Raw genomic sequence first — 17,897 nt, forward strand, 5'->3', positions numbered from 1 at the left:
CGACTGACGGGGCCTCAATCGCCGTGTGCGATCTGGCCCTTTCCCCAAGCAAGATGTCCAATCATTTCACTCATCCACCTAACATAGCTGAAATCGGCCCGCGAACGAAGTACAGCACGAATCCTGCGGACACGACCCAGAGGAGCCAGTGAACGTCCCGGCCGCGCTTGCTCATCGCGTGGATGAGGGCCCAGGAGATGAATCCGACACCGATTCCGTTGGCGATCGAATAGGTCAGCGGCATCGTGACCATGGTCAGGAACACCGGCAGCGAGGTGCGGAAGTCGCTCATGTCGATCTCGCGGATCTGCGTGACCATCATGGCGCCCACGACGACGAGCGCGGCGGCTCCGGCTTCCATCGGGATGACGCCGATGAGCGGTGCGAAGAACATCGACACCAGGAACAGCGCACCCGTGATGCAGGCGGCGAGTCCGGTTCGAGCACCTTCGGCGATGCCTGCCGCTGCGTCGACGAACACGGTGTTCGACGAGGCGGAGGCTCCACCACCGGCAACGGCGCCGATGCCCTCGACGATGAATGCTCCGCGGATACGGGGGAACATTCCGTCTTTGGTCTGCAGCCCTGCGCTGCGGGCGAGGCCGGTCATGGTGCCCATGGCGTCGAAGAAGTTCGTGAACACCAGGGTGAAGACGAGCATCGTGGCAGCGAGGACGCCGATGCGCTCAAAGGACCCGAACAGGTCGAAGGCTCCGATGAGCGAGAAGTCGGGCAATGCGACGACCTGACTGGGTATCTCGGGTGCGGCGAGGTTCCAGCCCACCGGGTCCGGATTGACCGGGTCGCCCACGGTTCCCAGCTTCGCGAAGGCCTGGATGACCATCGCGACGATTGTGGCCACGATGATGCCGATGAGGATTCCGCCCGGAACCTGGCGTGCGACGAGGATGCCGATGAGGATCAGAGCGAAGACGAACACCAGCGTCGGCAGCGAGGCAATCGACCCGTCCTGTCCCAGCTGGACGGGAGGCCCGGCCGGGGTGCGGGTGACGAAGCCGGAGTTGACGAACCCGATGAACGCGATGAACAGGCCGATTCCAACCGTGATCGCGACCTTCAGGGCGTGGGGCACGGCGTTGAAGATCGCGGTTCGGATGCCGGTGGCTCCGAGGACGACGATGATGACACCGTTGATGACCACGAGCCCCATGGCTTCGGCCCAGGTGACTTCCTGGACCACCGAGACGGCCAGGAAGCTGTTCATGCCCAGCCCCGCGGCGAGTGCGAAGGGGAGCTTCGCGACGACGCCGAAGAGGATCGTTATGACGCCGGCGACGAGGCCGGTGACAGCAGTCAGTTGGGCGAAGTCGAGCGCCCCGCCCGCGACGTCCTGGGAGCCGCCCAGGATGAGCGGGTTGAGGACGACGATGTAGGCCATCGCGAAGAAGGCGACGATCCCGCCGCGGATCTCCTGTCTGACCGAGGATCCGCGTGATGTGATTTCGAAGAATCTGTCGAGCAGACCAGGACTCCCGCTGCTGTTGTCAGCGGTCTTCGTGTCCCGCTGTTGGTCGTTGTCAGCCATTTTCATGGACCACCTCAAGTTGTTCGATTTGATCAGTCGGCAACATCATCGTCGGCGACCATGCGCCTTGAACATGCGCAGAGAAACGGACGCAGCTTCCACAACAGAAATTTCTTTTCACATCATGGAAAGACACTTCCGTTCCGACAGACCAGTTAAGTCTGTTTTGCATAATGTGTCAACGATCACAATCTGATTGCGCTGTCAGATCAGGGACAGTTCGCCCGTCTCGACCACACGCAATCATCGCAAACCACACGCTTGCCCCTGTCATCGGGGTGGTTGCCCGCGGCCCTCGGAGGCGGGGTTCGCAGTCGGCACAGAGTGCTGAATGAGGACTGTCGGTCGCCTCCGCGCACAAAAATGCCTGAGTCGCGACACCGTTTGCAAACGATATCGCGACTCAGGCAAAACGCGGTGGCGGTGGGATTTGAACCCACGGTAGGGGGTTACCCTACACAACATTTCGAGTGTTGCACCTTCGGCCGCTCGGACACGCCACCGCGAACAACATTACAGTCAGCCCCAGGCGGCGTCCAAATCGAGCAGGCGTGACCTGAGCCACTGTGCCCGCTCACTCCGTCGGCGTGCATCGGCCAGCGGGATTCTCCCGTTTCGCGGCGAAGAAATCACTGAGCAGGTTCCGGCACTTCGTCGCCGCAACTCCGGAGTAGACCTCTGGGTGATGCAGCGCGGCGCGGTCTCGCAGCAGATCCCAGACAGACCCGGCCGCACCGGCCTTCTCATCGAATGCTCCATAGACGATTCGCGCAACTCGGGATCCGACGATCGCACCTGCACACATCGCACAGGGCTCTAGGGTGACGACAAGGGTAGCGTCGTCGAGGCGCCACCGTCCGGTCGCCTCGGCGGCATTGCGCAGTGCCATGAGCTCGGCATGCCCGAGCGGGTCCTGATCGACTTCGCGTCTGTTGTGACCGCGCCCGATCACCGCGCCATCCCCGCTGAGCACCACAGCCCCGACGGGAACGTCGTCATGCGCACTCGCCAGCGCCGCCTCGGCGAGGGCGAGTGCCATCCAATCCTGGAAGTGCGTGTGGGCACCGAAACCGAGATCCGCACTCTCCCCCGGCGAAGCCTCTTCCGGTGAGCTCAGCGGGCGGCCTGGAGCTGATCGGCGAACCCGACGGTCTCACCGACATGGGCAACGACGCGGGCAGGGTCCGAGCGGTACTTCTCCACCTGCTCGATGAGATCGGCGGGCAGGACTCCGCGGTCGGCGTAGATCTCGGCATCGCCGCCCCATTCGGCGTCGGCGTCGAACTCGAGCATCGCAACCTCTTCATCCTCGGCGTCGTCATCGGTCGAGGCGACCGCATCTTCTTCGAGACCGAACTCCTCCTCCGGCTCAGCCTCATAGGCATCGGGCTGCGAATCGAGGAAGTCGGCGAATATATCCGCGAAGGGGCTGAGCTCGACGGCACGCAGGTCAGACAGGAAGACTTTGATCTCGTTGTTCTCGCAGACTCGCACGAGGCCGAACCATTCGTCCTCGTGCTCGATGACCGCGACCGATTCGCCGTCTTCCGAGCCGGCCGCCTGCATCATCTCAACAAGGCTGTCGAGATCCGAGGCATCCCGGACATCGACATCGAGCGCACGAAAACCATCGCTTGTTTCGGCAAGGATCTCAGTGAAGTAGGACATGCTCCCATTGTGACTCCTCGGCCGACCATTCACCACAGCTCCACGCGCGAAGATGAAAAGTTCCGTACCATTTCTCTTATGCGCCTTCATGTAGCCGATCACCCGCTCATCGCCCACAAACTCAGCGTCCTACGTGACCAGAGCACGGATTCTGCTCGCTTCCGTCAGCTCACCGAGGAGCTCGTCATGCTCCTCGCCTATGAGGCCACCCGCTCGGTTGCGGTCGAGGACAAGGAGATCACGACCCCCGTCACGACGTTCACCGGCACCCGCCTGGCCGAACCGCGTCCGGTCGTCGTTCCGATCCTGCGCGCGGGCCTGGGCATGCTCGACGGCATGCTGCGCATCCTCCCCACCGCCGAGGTCGGCTTTCTGGGGATGGTCCGCGACGAGGAGACATTTGAGCCCAGCGCATACGCAGATCGTCTGCCCGATGACCTCAGCGGTCGGCAGATCTTCGTCGTCGATCCGATGCTGGCCACGGGTGGGACCTTGGCCATGGCCATCGACTTCCTCCTCGCCCGAGGTGCCAGGGACGTCACGGCGGTCTGTCTCGTCAGTGCTCCAGAGGGCGTCGCGCGCATTGAGAAGGACTACGCACAGTCGGCGAATGTCGAGATCTACACGGCGGCACTCGACGAGAAGCTCAACGAGAAGGGCTATATCGTCCCCGGGCTCGGCGATGCCGGCGACCGAATGTACGGAATCGTCGACTGACCGAGGCTGGATGACGCCGGATGACGAAGAATTCGGCGTCATATTTCGTCACACTCGTCTCATTTTCGGGCTTTCCTTTGCAACCGGCCAGTTTTGTGACAAATAATGAAGTCATGACTTCTTCGACGCACCCGAAGCGAATGTGCCCCGCAGGCATGTGTATGCTCTGCGTTCGTTGTCGGTGACCGTCCCTCCGCTGTCCGGCTTCGAACGAGTACACGCAGACTCCGCAGCGGACTCATTCAGTCACAACGGCCTGACAGGTCGAAGCAAAGGACAGCCATGTCGAATCCAGAACCAGCGTACGCACATCCACGCAGCGCAGCTGCCATCCGACGCGCAGGAGCCCGGTTGAGTGCAGTAGATCCGCAGAACCCGCCCCACACCTTCGGCCCCGCCGGTGTCGTGCCGTCTCCGAAGGCAGCCCGCGGAATCATCGTCTACATCGGTCTTGATGAGTCCAAGGCGGCTGCCGATGGGACCAACCTCTCCGCAATCGCCGGTGAGCTGCAGGCCTACGCGAAGGAATTGGCCTCCCAGGCCGAGACCCAAGCGGTCATCGCTCTGGCGCCGGAGGGTCGCGGCAACGACATCGATGCCGTTCGTGCCGTGGCCAACGGCTCCCCCGCCGCCACGGGCACCCCAGCTGGATCACACGGCCCGGTCCGCTCGCGCATTCCCAACCGGATCCATCCACCGACCCTGCGCCGCGAGCCCGAGCAGGGCATCGGCGAAGCCGCCCCCACAGGCGGCTTCGGATCCCGATTCGATGGGAACTTCCAGAACAGAACCGCCGAGCGCCTGCGCATCGACATCCCGCGCCGCGAGGTTCGCATCGACGGCGATCTCATCGATGTCACCACCAAGGAATTCGACCTCCTGGCGACTCTCGTATCTCATGCCGACTCCACTCTGCCCCGTGAAGATCTCATCACGGCCGTCTGGTCGGGTGGCGAAGTCCCTGATGAGAGGACTGTTGACGTGCACATCCGACGCCTGCGCCGACGTCTGGGAGAGTACTCTTCGGTGATTCGGACGATGAGAGGCTCCGGCTACCGCTATGACACTCACCCCGATGTCACAGTGTGGTCCGCCACCGCCCACCGGTGACTGAATCCTATTCTTGGGCGAAAAGTGAGCCACGTCGCATGGCTCGCCCAGCATGAGGACAGACTCAACGGTTAAGATTCTTAATCGATGAACGAGGAATATTCTCAACCCAGGAAAACGCATAGCCCAGCCAAGGGGATCACCGCGCTGATCTTCGGCATCGCCTATGCCGCATTTCTCCTGCTCCACCACCTGCTGCCGACCAGGATGGGCATTGCGCTGCTCATCGAGAGCATTCTGCCGTGGACGGGAATCTTCCTGGCCCTGGTCCTGCTCATGTTCCTCATCCGCTTCTCGCTGCTCTCAGCAATCGGCTTCCTGGTGCCGACAGTGGTCTGGGCCTCGATGTTCGGCTCCGCGGTGATTCCGGCGAGCGACACTGGCGACCCGGATATCACCGTCGCCACGCACAATGTGGGTGCCAGGTTGTCCGAACCCACCGCAGCGGCGAAGAATCTCGTATCCGCTGACCCCGACATCGTCACGATTCAGGAGCTCGAGTCCCTGTCGGGCAAGATCATCCACAAGGAACTCGATTCCTCGTTCCAGCATTCGCAGGTCGTCGACACGATCGGCGTGTGGTCGAAATGGCCGATGTCCGCACCCGAAGAGGTAGACCTGGGACTGCAGTGGCCTCGTGCCTTCGCCACAACCGTCTCCACAGACCACGGCGACATCAGGTTCTACTCCGTACACTTGCCTTCGGTGCGACCTGGCCACGAAGCCATGCGCAATGCCGCAATCCGCAGGTTGGCCACAGAGGTCGAAACCGATGAAGCCGAACGTGTCATCGTGGCCGGTGACTTCAACACCGCAACGACGGATACCAACTTCTCGACCCTGTCTCCCCCACTTGAGGACTCGCGGGTCGAAACCGGCGGCGGCTTCGGTTTCACTTGGCCTGCCCGCCTCCCCATCACCCGGCTCGACCATGTTCTCTATCGCGGGTTCGACGCCACCTCCGACGAGGTGCTCGACCGCGGCTCGAGTGATCACCGCGCCGTTCTCGCCGGCCTTGACGTGAAATAGCTCGTCAGCCTTGACGTGAAATAGTTTTCATCGCCTATACGCTGCCTCAGCCGGTGCAGTGTCCTGTCGACTCCGGAGTCCGGTTCTGTGCTCCTGCCTGCAGTTCGTCGCTGATCTCCGCTCGCGTGAGGGCATACCCTGTCTCCTCATCGGTGGCGGACCTGGCGAAGACCATCCCCACCACGTCACCGTTCGCGTCGAGCAGCGGACCCCCCGAGTTTCCTTCGCGGACGATTCCACGCAGCGAATACACCTCGCGCACCACTGAGCCCGAATCGTAGATGTCGAGACCGCGCGCGTCGATCTTCTCCCGCACTCGCGAAGGAGAGATCGTATAAGGCCCGTTCTGGGGGAAACCGGCGACTACGGAGTCATCTCCCGGTCCGAGCCCGCCGCCGAATTCGAGGGCGGGAGCATCGAGCTCGGGAACCCGCAGGACGGCCACGTCGGCCTCGGAATCGAATTCCACCACCTCGGCGGAATACGGCCTGCCCTTACCGCCGACCTGGACGGCGAGGTCCGTTGAGCCTGCAACGACGTGGGCGTTGGTGGCGATGAGTCCGTCACTGTAGACGAACCCCGAGCCCTCGGATCCCGTCGGGCAGGTGGTGGCAGTCGTCGTGACCTTGACGACGGATTCCTCCACACCACGACCGACGTCGACCATCGCGGAGTCGGGTTCTCCGACGCCGCGGATCTGCTCTGTCTGCCCCGAGAATACTTGCGGAAATCCTGTGGCCTCGAGACCTTGGGAGATGTCGCCCAGAGCGATCTGTGAGGAGTACGGGATCGTCTTGTCAACGGCCGCAATCACCGTGGAGTCTGCGACCCATCGGTTCGGCTCGACCCACGGCGTGGTCCGAATGAAGCCCGCCGCCAGCCAGACGACGAGGACGTAGACGACGCCCGCGGTGACTGTGCCGCCGATCGAGTCGATGCCCTGCCCGAGCTCCGAGTCCATGGATCGTTTGATCCACACGCCGACCCCGTTGCCGACGAAGGCGAACAGAACGCTGAGGACGAGCGGCATCGATGCGAGGAGGATGACGACACCGGGATTCTCCATGACCTGGGTGCCTTCGCTCAGGCGTTCGATCAGGGGTGAGAGCAGCCTGCCCACGATCCAGCCGACCACGAAGCCGGCGACAGTGGCGAGGCCGATGATGAAACCCTGGCGGAACCCGGAGAAGAGCGCAGCGATCCCCAGGATGATGATGACGACGTCGACGAGCATCACGAGAGTCAGCGCACCACGCTTCCCGATGCGGCCAGAAGGCGATCGCGGGCGGAGGAGAACTTCTTCAGCTGGAAGCTCTCGATGTCACGTTCCTTCTGCCCGCCGACTCCGGCCAGGAGCCGCATGCGCGTAGTCGAGAGATCTCCAGAGGTGCGGATCATGGTGCGCATCTCCTCTTTGCCGCCGGGGAAGGAATCGGCCCAGCGCTTGCCGAACTTGCGTCCCTTCCAGGTTGCGAGCATGTCGACTTCGGAGTGAGTCATCCATCCCGTGTTCGCGTAGTCGCCGAGCATGTTCTGTGTGTGGAGTCGCTCGCTGCGTCGCAGGAGTATCCCGAGCACCACCCAGCAAGTGGTGAACATGAAGCTGACGACGATGAGACCGATGATCGACACGATCGCGTTGATCTGGCCCAGACCGGTCATCGTGCCGTTCCAGACGGCGTGAAGAAGCATACCGACGAGAAGGCCAGGCAGCCACATCAGGACAATCGCCCACCACTTCCACTTGCGGGCAGCGAAGCCGATGGTCACGCCAGCACAGGTGCAGAACACAGTGTGCAGGAGCGGTGAGCACACGCAGCGGAGGATGAATGTTACGAGGAGGTTCCCGCCGCTCTGTTCCCAGGCTCCTCCGAGGTAGAGGACATTCTCGGTGAAGGCGAAGCCTGCGCCGATGAGGGCTCCGTACACGAGGCCGTCGAGGGGACCTTCGAAGTGTCGGCGAGCGGCGAGGACGATGACGACAAGCAGAACGGTCTTCGTCGTCTCTTCGACGATCGGGGCCTCGACGACTGCGCCGTAGGCATCGGGCAGACTTCCGACGCCGGCGAAATAGAGCGCGACCTTGCCGACGATGGAGAACACGAGCGTCAGGGTGACGGCAGCGACGGCGCCCCAGAGGAGGCAGAGGCCGAGGATGATCTTCGGCTGCGGTTTCCATCGGTCGAGCCAAAGCACATAGGCGATGATTCCGATCAGTGGTATCGCCGACAGCGCGACCAGGGCGAAGAGCCTGAGGCCGAAGCTCAGTCCCCCCAGAAGAGCGAGAACCAACAGCCCGATGAATAGCCCGACCACAGCAAGGATGGCGATGACCAGACGGATGATGTTGGCGGTCGAACCGGGCTCTTCCTCAGGCTGAGATTGGCGCACGGCCCCGGTCCACGGAGTCTCCGAGATCACCTGCTGAGGCGCCTGCAGGCGTGCGCGGACCCGCATCTCCTGGGTCACGGTCGGGGCGAACCGCGCCTGTTCGTAGACACGTCCCTGCATCGGCGGCTGGCCATACATCTGTGCCTGGCCCTGCATCGGCGGCTGGCTCATTGGGGCGCCGAGGTGGGGGTTGCCCTGGCCTTGTGGCGCGGGGTTCATTCCCGGCTGGGGAATCTGCCGCGGCGGCGGCTGAGAGCCTGGCCCCTGCGAACCAGGGCCGGGCTGCTGCGGTCGCGGCCGAAACCGGTCGTTGTTCGGGCGCTGTGGCGGCGGGACTTGCATCGGTGGCCCCTGTGGCGGCACTTGCCCCTGCTGCGGCATCCCTTGCTGAGGCGGCACGTTGGGGTTCCGGGGGTCGGCGACCCGAGACGGTTGCGCGCGTGGGGGCACGGAATTGCCCGGGTGCGCGTTCTGCTGCGAGTCGGGGCCGTTTCCGGGGCCCGCCTGATGCGACATATATCGTCCTTCTTGGTATGGAATTCACCGCCTCGCCAAGTTTACGGTCCAATGCTGACGTCAGGCCCAAAACGGTGTTGCCGTACCGCAACAGTTGCTGACTTTCGGTGGCCACTCAAGTTCGCTGCTATGTGGACGGATCACCGTTCCCGGCACCACCTCGGCGAGGGAGAGCAGCCATGAAATCGTGCGCTGCCCGTCCAATCTCAATGGCACCCATCGTGACCTGGAACGATGCCCATCCGGGGTCTCGTTCGTCTGTCCACACCCCCGCTGCGATCGCCGTCGACTCATGTTCGTTTTCCTGTGGACGGCGCCGGGTGAATTCACAGGCAGATTTTCTGCTCTGGTCAGGCTCGACTCGTCCATCGTGGAATCGGGGTATGACTACTCGCAGACGCTTCACTCTCCGCTCCGCTCTCTTCTTCCTGGTCCTGGCTCTGGCATCTCTCATCGGGCTCGGTCCGGCCATGGCCCAAGGGCCGCCCGCCTCGCTTGGGGAAGTGCCGATGCTCAAGGCCAGCGCCACCTATGGTCAGGGCATCTGGCATCACGCTCCGCAGGGCAAGACCTGGTACGGCTCCTACAGAACCTTCGATGACACGCAGGCGTACTGCATCGATGCCGGCAAGCAGTCGCCTCTGCCCAAGTACTTCAAGAACTCGAAAGCGCAGAAGATCACCACCGCGCAGACCGCGTGGGCGCTGCACGAGTACTCCGGATCCGAATCGGCGGACGTGCAGGCGGCCTTGAGCGCATTGGCGCGCCTGGATGAGGCGATCCCGCATGATCACAAGGTTCCACCGCAGGAGCCGGGCGATCTGGGAAAGAAGTTCAAAGGTGCTGCCAAGCAGTTCTCAAAGATCAGCGCCGAGGCGAAGAAGCTCGCGGGCCCCTATACCCTCGATGTCAGCTTGACTCCCGTCGTAGCCATGCCGGTGCTCGAGCCGTATGGCAATCAGGGACTCGAGGGCGGTGACTTCAAACGAGTCGATGTCGATAACGACGACGATACGAGCCCCCAGCTCCCCACGACGGATACAGTCACGCTCTCGGTGTCCTTGACCAGCTCCTCCGGCACTGCCGTGCCGGGTGTTCCCATCACTCTCGACGTCGACGGAACCGAGGACGCACCGAAGTCCCTGACCAGCGAGGCGAAACCCGTTGTCACCACCCTCAGACTCAACGCTCCGGGCGCGGTCACGGCCAAGGCCACAGCGAGTCTCGCTCCCGAGTCTGTCCTGCTCTACGAACCGCAGAAGACCAAACGTGTCCAACGCGTCATCACCCCTGACGAACCTGTCGAGATCTCTGCTCAGGCGAAGGTCGACATGACCTCGCAGCCTCGCGTGTCCACCGACATCTCTGACCAGAGCCCACAGACCGGCGATTCGATCACCGACAAGTTCACTGTCTCCGGCCTGGTCGGCGACCATACGGTGACCGTCGAACATCAACTGTGGAAGACGGAATCGGCACCCGAACCCGGGAAGAAGAACGACGACGCCGAGGTGATCGCAGAAGTGACGTCGAAGGACGTCGGCAACGGCACGCACCGTTCCGACGCAATCACAGTCCCGAAGGACTTCCACGGATGGATGTACTTCACCGAGACCATCAGCGGCGACGAGTCCACCAAGGAGTGGAAGGGCACCCACGGTCAGCCACGGGAGACAGGCTTCGTCCCCTGGACTCCGAGGGCCGAGACGGAAGCGGTTCTTGAGGTCAACGCCGTCCACGACGAAGTCACGGTCAGCGGATTGCGCCCGGGCGGTGAAGCTGTGATCACGATAACGGCATATCACTCAGAGTCAGAGCCGCAGCAGTCGAAGGAAGTCGGCGGCACGAAGCTCCATTCTCAGGACATCACCGTCGTCGGAGACCAAGAGGGAAAGGCAACCGTGAGCTCAGAGGCTGTTGACATGCCCGTCGGGTGGGTGTCCTATGTGACCACGATCCAGGGCAATGACGAGCACCAGAAGTGGACGAGCGACTGGGGCATACCTGCTGAAACAGTGCACAGGCCGCCCGAAGAGACTCCGACGATGCCACCCGAGGAGCCCGCGACACCACCTGCTCCACCAGAACCGCCTGAAGCGCCAGCAGAACCACCGGTCGAACCCGTCGCTGACAAGCCTGCGCCGCCTGTCGAACCAACGGCCGCACCGGTCGCTGATAAGCCTGCTGCACCCGCCCCACCGGCACCGCTGCCGAGGACGGGAACCACGGGCAACGGAATGCTCATCGGTGCTGGAATCTTCCTCATCGGGCTCGGAGCCACAGCACTGCTGATCACCGGCAGCCGGCGAAATAGGGAGTAAGGAGGAAAGCGGTGGCCCGGAGGACACACGTCCTCCGGGCCACCACCACGCCCCTCAGCTGCTCAGCCGCTCAGCGCCCGATTAGTCGATCATTCCTGCACCCAGGTCTCGGCCCAGGCGCGAGCGCCGTTCATCATCAGTCCGACGTCGGCGCCGACGAGGACGAATGAGGCACCGGAGTCGAGGTATTTCCGTGCCTGTTCGGGATCGAAGGCGTTGACGCCGACGAGTTTGCCGGCCGCCTTGACCGCATCGAAGGTCCGCAGCACCGCATCGGTGACATCGGGATGCGTCTGCTGCCCGAGCAGACCCATCGAAGCAGCAAGGTCAGAGGGCCCGACGAACACTGCATCGATTCCGTCGACTGCGGCGATCTCCGCCGCGTTGTCCACCGCCGTTGCCGATTCGATCTGCACGGTCAGGGACACGAGCTCCTCGGCCCTCGCGAGGTAGTTCGGCACCGCGTTCCAGCGGGAGGCCCGCGCCAGTGCCGATCCCACCCCACGCACACCGCGAGGTGGGTAGTACACGGAACGCACGGCCGCCTCGGCGTCGGCAGGGGTGTCGATCATCGGCACGAGCAGGTTCTGCGCACCGAGGTCGAGGTACTGCTTGATGAGGACCTGGTCGTTGACGGGCACCCGCACGACGGGAGTCGCGGGGTATCCGTTCATTGCGCGCAGCAGACTGGTCGTGGTTTCCAAGCCGATCGGCGAATGCTCGGCGTCGATGAGCACCCACTGCATCCCTGAGGCCGCAGCGATCTCCGCGGCTGCGGGCGAGCCGGAGCAGACCCACATTCCGGCCAGATACTCTCCGTCGCCCAGCTCGGTCACGCGCTGGGTGAAGGTCTGCGGCAGCTCTACTCGAAACGACATGTGATGACTCCCAGATCTCCGTAGTCGGCGTGGACTGTATCGCCCGTGCTGACCCACATGGGGCGGGTGAAGGACCCGGCCAGGACCGTCTCGCCGGCCTGGAGGACATCGCCGTGTTCGGCCAGTTTGTTCGCCAGCCACACGATGCCGCGGGCCGGGTGGTCGAGGACGGCGGCTGCGAGCCCGGAGTCCTCGACCGACTCATTGCGGTACAGCAGTGCCCCGACCCGGCGCAGATCCACCGCGTCGACGGTCACCGGATTGCCACCGAGGACCATGGCCCCCAACGCAGCGTTGTCGGAGATCGTGTCGACGATGGTGCGGCCTTCCATCTCGATCCGCGAGGACAGCACCTCGAGCGCCGGCACCACGTATTCGGTGGCGCGCAGCACATCGATGAGACTGATGTCTGGCCCGCGCAGCTCGTCCTTCAGCACGAAGGCGAGTTCGACCTCGACTCGCACGCCCGAATACTGCGAGTGGTCGATGACCGAACCTGTGTCATAGACCTGGTCGGCGAAGATCGCACCGTAGTCGGGTTCACTGATCCCCGTCGCCTGCTGCATCGGCTTCGAGGTCAGTCCGATCTTGTGACCGATCAGTCTGCGCCCTGATGCTTCACCGCGGCGACGCCATTCGTTCTGCACGGCGTAGGAATCCTCGACGGTCATATCGGGGTACTTGGTCGTGAGCAGACCGATCTTCGTCCGGTCCTTCTCCGCTTGCGCCAGATCGTCGGCGATCGCCGCGATCGTTGTTTCATCGAGCATGTGCGCGTCTCCTCAGAGCTGGTGGCCCAATTTGAACTCGTCTTCTCCGTCGTCAGCACCGGAATGCTCACCGAAGTTCGTCGTCGCGTCCTCACGGCGAGTGTAGGAGAACCCGTCGGCGCCGATCGTGACGTCCATTTCGGAGTCGTCGGTGCGCTGAGTCAGCGACACCGGGTAGCCCTCGAGGTCGAGGACCGTGGAGGCGTCGGTGTACCAGGAGGGCACGACCGGGTTGCCCCACCAGTCACGGCGCTGGTTGTCGTGGACGTCCCAGGTCACGCGTGGGTTGTCGGGGTCGCCGGTGTAGTAGTCCTGCGTGTAGATCTCGATCCGGTGACCGTCAGGGTCGCGCAGATAGAGGTAGAAGGCGTTCGAGACGCCGTGGCGACCCGGCCCGCGCTCGATTGCGTCGGACAGGCGCAGCGCACCGAGCTTGTCGCAGATGGCGAGGATGTTGTGCTTCTCGTGCGTGGCGAACGCGACGTGGTGCATGCGCGGTCCGTCACCGCCGGTCATCGCGGTGTCGTGCACCGTGGGCTTGCGCCGCATCCACGCAGCGAAGACAGTGCCGTCGGAGTCCTGGATGTCCTCGGTGACGCGGAATCCCAGGTTCTCCATGTAGTCCACGGCCTTCGGCACGTCCGGGGTGACCTGGTTGAAGTGGTCGATACGGACGAGTGCACCCGGAGAGTAGAGGTCGTAGCGCCAGGCCAGACGTTCGACGTGGTCGACCTCGTAGAAGAACTCGTAGGGGAAGCCGAGGGGATCCTGGACGCGCACCGAATCACCGATGCCGGCGACGAATCCCTCCTTCTTCCGCACAACCGGGCAGCCGAGTTCGCGGTAGTACGCCTCGGCGGCGTCGACGTCTTCAGGGCTGCGCACTCGGTAGGAGAATGCGGCCACCGCGGCAATCGGACCCTGGCGGAGGATCAGGTTGTGGTGGATGAACTCTTCCATGGACCGCAGGTAGACGGCGTTCTCGTCTTCCTCGGTGACCTGCAGATCGAGCACATCGACGTAGAAGTCGCGCGACTTCTTCAGATCGGTGACGACGAGCTCCATATAGGCGCACCGCAGAATGTCCGGGGCCGGAACCGTTGGGACTGGGATTGTTTGGGACATGTGGTTTCCTCTCACTGCTTCCCGAAGACTGGATTGTGGACATCGCCGAGGTTGATGTGCACGGACTGCTGCTCCGTGTAGAAGTCAATCGACCGGTAGCCGCCCTCGTGGCCGAGGCCCGAAGCCTTGACACCGCCGAAGGGGGTGCGAAGGTCGCGGACGTTATTCGAGTTCAGCCACACCATTCCGGATTCGACGGCCTGTGAGAAGTTGTGCGCCCGCTTGAGGTCGGAGGTCCAGATGTAGGCGGCCAGACCGTACTTGGTGTTGTTGGCCAGCTGCAGCGCCTCCTCATCGGACTTGAAGGGTGTGATCGCGACGACGGGTCCGAAGATCTCCTCCTGGAAGATCCGAGCGTCCGGGGTGACATCGGCGAACACGGTCGGCTCGACGAAGTTGCCGGTGTCGAACCCTTCGGGGCGGCCGCCGCCAGCGACGAGGCGAGCTTCCTGCTTGCCGATTTCGACGTAGGACATGACCTTGTCGTAGTGCTCGGGGTGGACCAGTGCGGCCACCTCGGTGCTGGGATCCGACGGCAGGCCCACCTTCACACGCTTGGCCTGGGCAGCGTAGCGCTCGACGAATTCGTCATAGACGGATTCCTCGACCAGGATGCGCGAACCGGCGGTGCAGCGTTCGCCGTTGAGGGAGAAGACGCCGAAGACAGTGGCATTGATCGCGGCATCGAGGTCCGCATCGGCGAAGACGACGGCCGGTGACTTTCCGCCGAGCTCCATCGACAGGCCCTTGAGCCAGGGAGCGGCGTTGGCGAAGATCGTCTGACCAGTCGTGGACTCACCGGTGAAGGAGATGAGCGGGACGTCGGGATGCTTGACGAGGGAGTCTCCGGCGAAGCCCTCTTCGCCGAAGCCGTTGACCATATTGAACACACCCTTGGGCAGTCCGGCCTCTTCGAAGATGCCCGGCCACAGCGAGGCCGACAGCGGGGTGAATTCTGCAGGCTTGAGCACGACGGCGTTGCCGGTCGCGATGGCCGGAGCCAACTTCCAGGACTCGAGCATGAACGGCGTGTTCCACGGGGTGATGAGCCCGGCGACGCCGATGGGTTTGCGGTTGACGTAGTTGGCCTGGCGTCCGGGAACCTTGAAGGCGTCATCGACCTGGGCGACGATGAGATCGGCGAAGAAGCGGAAGTTCTCCGCGGCGCGGTTGGCCTGGCCCTTGGCCTGGGTGATCGGCAGCCCGGAATCGAAGGACTCCATCTCGGCGAGTTCCTGGCTGCGGGTCTCGGCGATGTCGGCGATCTTGTTGAGCACGCGCGCACGCTCACGTGGGAGCATCGAGGGCCACGGGCCTTCGTCGAAGGCCTGCTTCGCCGAGGCGACGGCTGCGTCGATGTCGGCCTTCTTGCCTGATGCGGCCTTGATGTAGGGCTCGTTGGTCACCGGGTTGATGACGTCGAATTCCTCGCCGTCGATCGAATCGACGAACTCGCCGTTGATGTAGTGACGGATCTTCTCCGGCAGATTCGCGGGAGTTGCAGTGGACTCGGTCATGACTTGTCCTCTTCTCTGTCGATGTTTCCTGTGCTTGCAGGGGTATCTGGGGTTTTGGCTTGGGCTTCCTGGTAGCTGGCGAGGGTCGTTGAGCGGTGATTCCTCACGACTCGCTCGATCTCCTCCGCCGAGGCGCGGGCCCGGATGAGTGCGACGATCCTGGCGTGCTCGTCGACCGAACCCCGTGCCCGTTCGGGCACGAAGGAGAAGGTCGAGTTCCGCAGGTGCGCCAGACGGTCCCATTCGACAGCGACCAGGGTGTGCAGCCGTTCGTTCGGGCACCGCCGAAACAGTGCCGCATGGAATTCGTGGTTGAGGCGGGTGAACTCGGTGGGATCGAAGTCGGCGAGCAGGTCACGCATGCGCTCATTGATCGCATCAGCCTCGGCGAGATCGTGCTCGTCCAGGAAATCAAGAGCCTGCGCGGTCGCGGCTCCCTCGAGGATCGCCACGGCCTCCATCGACTGGGCGTACGAGCTCTGGTCGACCATGGCGACCCGGGCTCCGACATTGCGTTCGAAGGTCACGAGCCCATCGGCCTCGAGGCGGCGGATGGCCTCCCTGACCGGAACGACGGAGGTATCGAGCTCGAGAGCGATCTGAGCCAGCACCAGTTTGTGCCCGGGTTCGAAGGTCTGATCCGCGATGCACTTACGGATCCAGCGGTAGGCCGTCTCCGCTTTGCTCAGTGAGCTCGGCTCCGCCGGTGCGTCGACGGCGTCAGCGGTGGTCATCGTGAGGCTTTCCAGGCTTCGAACTTCTCTTTCCATTCGCCCTTAGGTGGGAACAGCGACTCGATCGGGTTGCCGGCGGCCACCTGCTCGGCCACCCATCCGTCTTCGATCTCCTTCGTCAGCGCCGCAGCGACGACTTCCTCAACGAGACCGCGTGGGATGACGATGACTCCGTCGTCGTCTCCGACGATCACGTCGCCGGGCAGCACTGTGGCGTTTCCGCAGGCCACGGCCACGTCGGATTCCCACGGGACGTGCTTGCGGCCGAGCACGGCGGGATTCCTCGACGTTGAGAACACGGGGAGGATCCCGGCCACCTCGGCGGAGTCGCGGACTCCCCCGTCGGTGATGACGCCTGTCGCGCCCTGCGCCTTGGCCCGCAGCGCGAGCACGTCGCCGAGGGTTCCCGAGCCGGACTCGCCGCGTGCTTCGATGACGACGACCTCGCCGGACTGCAGCGAGTCGAAGGCCCGCTTCTGGGCGTTGTATCCGCCGCCGTGTGATTTGAACAGGTCCTCGCGGTTGGGCACGAAGCGCAGCGTCTTCGCGGTGCCCACGACCTTGCTGCCGGGCACGAGCGGGGAGACGCCTTCGATGACGACGTTGTTGAGTCCCCGTGCACGCAGCTGCGCGGAGAGACCAGCGGTCGGAGCCTCGGTGAGCTTGGCGCGCAGGTCCTCACTCAGCGGACCGGTGGACGATTCCTCCGGTGCCAGACCGGCTTCCTCACGTGATCCCCAGGCGTCGGCCTGCAGGGCTTCGGTCACGGCTGGGGTGCTGCCGAGGTTCCGGTCGAATGCGCCCGGTCCCTCGACGACATTCGTGACGAGGCGACCCGAGCTGAGTTCTGATCCGGTGCTCGCCGAGGTGGTCGTGACCTCGACCTCGACCGTATCCCCGGGCGCCACAACAGTTGATCCTGCGGGAGTTCCGGTGAGGATGACGTCACCGGGCTCCAGGGTCATGTGCTGGCTGAGATCGGCGATGATCCGGGTCAGGGGGAAGATCAGCTGTGCGGCACTCGTGCCGTCGTCCTGCTTGACCTCGCCGTTGACCCAGGTGCGGATGCGCAGCGACTGGGGGTCAGCCTCGGCTGCGGGGATGATGTCGGGGCCCAGCGGCGTGTAGCCGTCGCGGCTCTTCGACCGCAGATTCGAGCCCTTGTCGGGAGACTTGATGTCGTAGAGGCCGAAGTCGTTGGACGCGGTCACTCCCTCGACGAAGGTCCAGGCCTCGTCGGGGCTGACGGATCGGGCCGCGGTGCCGATGACGACCGCGATCTCGCCTTCGAAGGCGAGCAGCGATGTTCCGGCGGGACGCTCGATCGCCTCACCCGATGCGGCCAGGGAACTGGTGGCCTTGAGGAAGTAGGACGGCTGGGACGGCCGTTTTCCGCGCTGGGCGGAGCGTGACTCGTACGCCACGTGGACGGCAATGATCTTGCCCGGTCGGACTGGGACACCAGCTGGAGTCGACATCGATCTCGCACCTCATTTCGATTGGCTTTCACCCAGATCGTATATGATACGGTTCCGGAGGACAAGTAGTCCGCGTCACATGATTGAGGTCACGTCA

General features: G+C 63.6%; 15 protein-coding genes and 1 tRNA gene. 4 read left to right on the plus strand and 12 right to left on the minus strand.

Annotated features, from left to right (window positions below; translation table 11 throughout):
- Positions 1-70: 70 nt before the first annotated feature.
- From HX613_RS08480 to HX613_RS08495, 4 genes are all read right to left on the minus strand, one after another.
- Positions 71-1,546: an NCS2 family permease gene (locus HX613_RS08480; protein ID WP_235344934.1), complete on the minus strand. Its 1,476-nt coding sequence runs from the start codon at positions 1,544-1,546 to the stop codon at positions 71-73.
- A 415-nt stretch (positions 1,547-1,961) separates the two neighbouring features.
- Positions 1,962-2,049: transfer RNA gene (locus HX613_RS08485), tRNA-Ser, on the minus strand.
- Positions 2,050-2,120: 71 nt separating this feature from the next.
- Positions 2,121-2,585, minus strand: coding sequence for a tRNA adenosine(34) deaminase TadA (tadA, locus tag HX613_RS08490; RefSeq protein ID WP_235344935.1), 465 nt, complete (start codon positions 2,583-2,585; stop codon positions 2,121-2,123).
- 74 nt (positions 2,586-2,659) lie between these two features.
- Positions 2,660-3,214 carry a tRNA adenosine deaminase-associated protein gene (locus tag HX613_RS08495; RefSeq protein WP_235344936.1) on the minus strand — a complete coding sequence of 185 codons (555 nt, stop codon included), beginning with the start codon at positions 3,212-3,214 and terminating at the stop codon, positions 2,660-2,662.
- Between the two features lie 78 nt (positions 3,215-3,292).
- On the opposite strand from HX613_RS08495, the gene upp reads away from it, so the two are divergent.
- The 3 genes from upp to HX613_RS08510 all read left to right on the plus strand — a co-directional run bounded on the left by upp (position 3,293) and on the right by HX613_RS08510 (position 6,070).
- Positions 3,293-3,931, plus strand: coding sequence for a uracil phosphoribosyltransferase (gene upp / locus HX613_RS08500; protein ID WP_235344937.1), 639 nt, complete (start codon positions 3,293-3,295; stop codon positions 3,929-3,931).
- A gap of 282 nt (positions 3,932-4,213) precedes the next feature.
- On the plus strand, positions 4,214-5,041 hold the full coding sequence (locus tag HX613_RS08505; RefSeq protein WP_235344938.1) for a winged helix-turn-helix transcriptional regulator: 828 nt from the start codon (positions 4,214-4,216) through the stop codon (positions 5,039-5,041).
- A gap of 87 nt (positions 5,042-5,128) precedes the next feature.
- Positions 5,129-6,070 (plus strand): endonuclease/exonuclease/phosphatase family protein, encoded by a 942-nt coding sequence (locus HX613_RS08510; protein ID WP_235344939.1) that lies wholly within the window; start codon positions 5,129-5,131, stop codon positions 6,068-6,070.
- 46 nt (positions 6,071-6,116) lie between these two features.
- Here HX613_RS08510 and HX613_RS08515 read toward each other — a convergent pair whose 3' ends face one another.
- Together HX613_RS08515 and HX613_RS08520 are read right to left on the minus strand one after the other, a co-directional pair.
- Positions 6,117-7,304: a MarP family serine protease gene (locus tag HX613_RS08515; RefSeq protein WP_235344940.1), complete on the minus strand. Its 1,188-nt coding sequence runs from the start codon at positions 7,302-7,304 to the stop codon at positions 6,117-6,119.
- 8 nt (positions 7,305-7,312) lie between these two features.
- Entirely contained in the window at positions 7,313-8,977 is a 1,665-nt protein-coding gene (locus tag HX613_RS08520) for a PrsW family intramembrane metalloprotease (protein ID WP_235344941.1), read from the minus strand.
- A 383-nt stretch (positions 8,978-9,360) separates the two neighbouring features.
- On the opposite strand from HX613_RS08520, the gene HX613_RS08525 reads away from it, so the two are divergent.
- On the plus strand, positions 9,361-11,298 hold the full coding sequence (locus tag HX613_RS08525) for a hypothetical protein (protein WP_235344942.1): 1,938 nt from the start codon (positions 9,361-9,363) through the stop codon (positions 11,296-11,298).
- Positions 11,299-11,387: 89 nt separating this feature from the next.
- Here the strand turns inward: HX613_RS08525 and HX613_RS08530 are convergent, their stop codons facing one another.
- From HX613_RS08530 to HX613_RS08555, 6 genes are read right to left on the minus strand one after another with little or no spacing between them, the layout of a single operon-like run.
- A complete protein-coding gene (locus tag HX613_RS08530; protein ID WP_235344943.1) occupies positions 11,388-12,176 on the minus strand; it encodes an HpcH/HpaI aldolase family protein in 789 nt (262 codons plus the stop codon).
- Positions 12,161-12,946, minus strand: coding sequence for a fumarylacetoacetate hydrolase family protein (locus HX613_RS08535; protein ID WP_235344944.1), 786 nt, complete (start codon positions 12,944-12,946; stop codon positions 12,161-12,163). The genes HX613_RS08530 and HX613_RS08535 overlap by 16 nt, the downstream gene beginning before the upstream one ends.
- Before the next feature lie 12 nt (positions 12,947-12,958).
- Positions 12,959-14,071 (minus strand): 3,4-dihydroxyphenylacetate 2,3-dioxygenase, encoded by a 1,113-nt coding sequence (gene hpaD / locus HX613_RS08540; RefSeq protein ID WP_235344945.1) that lies wholly within the window; start codon positions 14,069-14,071, stop codon positions 12,959-12,961.
- Positions 14,072-14,082: 11 nt separating this feature from the next.
- Positions 14,083-15,588, minus strand: a complete 1,506-nt coding sequence (hpaE, locus tag HX613_RS08545) for a 5-carboxymethyl-2-hydroxymuconate semialdehyde dehydrogenase (protein WP_235344946.1) — start codon at positions 15,586-15,588, stop codon at positions 14,083-14,085.
- A complete protein-coding gene (locus tag HX613_RS08550; RefSeq protein WP_235344947.1) occupies positions 15,585-16,322 on the minus strand; it encodes a GntR family transcriptional regulator in 738 nt (245 codons plus the stop codon). Before HX613_RS08550 ends, hpaE begins: the two co-directional genes overlap by 4 nt.
- Positions 16,319-17,800: a fumarylacetoacetate hydrolase family protein gene (locus tag HX613_RS08555; RefSeq protein ID WP_235344948.1), complete on the minus strand. Its 1,482-nt coding sequence runs from the start codon at positions 17,798-17,800 to the stop codon at positions 16,319-16,321. The genes HX613_RS08550 and HX613_RS08555 overlap by 4 nt, the downstream gene beginning before the upstream one ends.
- Between the last annotated feature and the right edge of the window lie 97 nt (positions 17,801-17,897).

Origin of the sequence: Brevibacterium sp. UCMA 11754 (genome assembly GCF_021532275.1) — a bacterium.
Classification (GTDB): Bacteria; Actinomycetota; Actinomycetes; order Actinomycetales; family Brevibacteriaceae; genus Brevibacterium.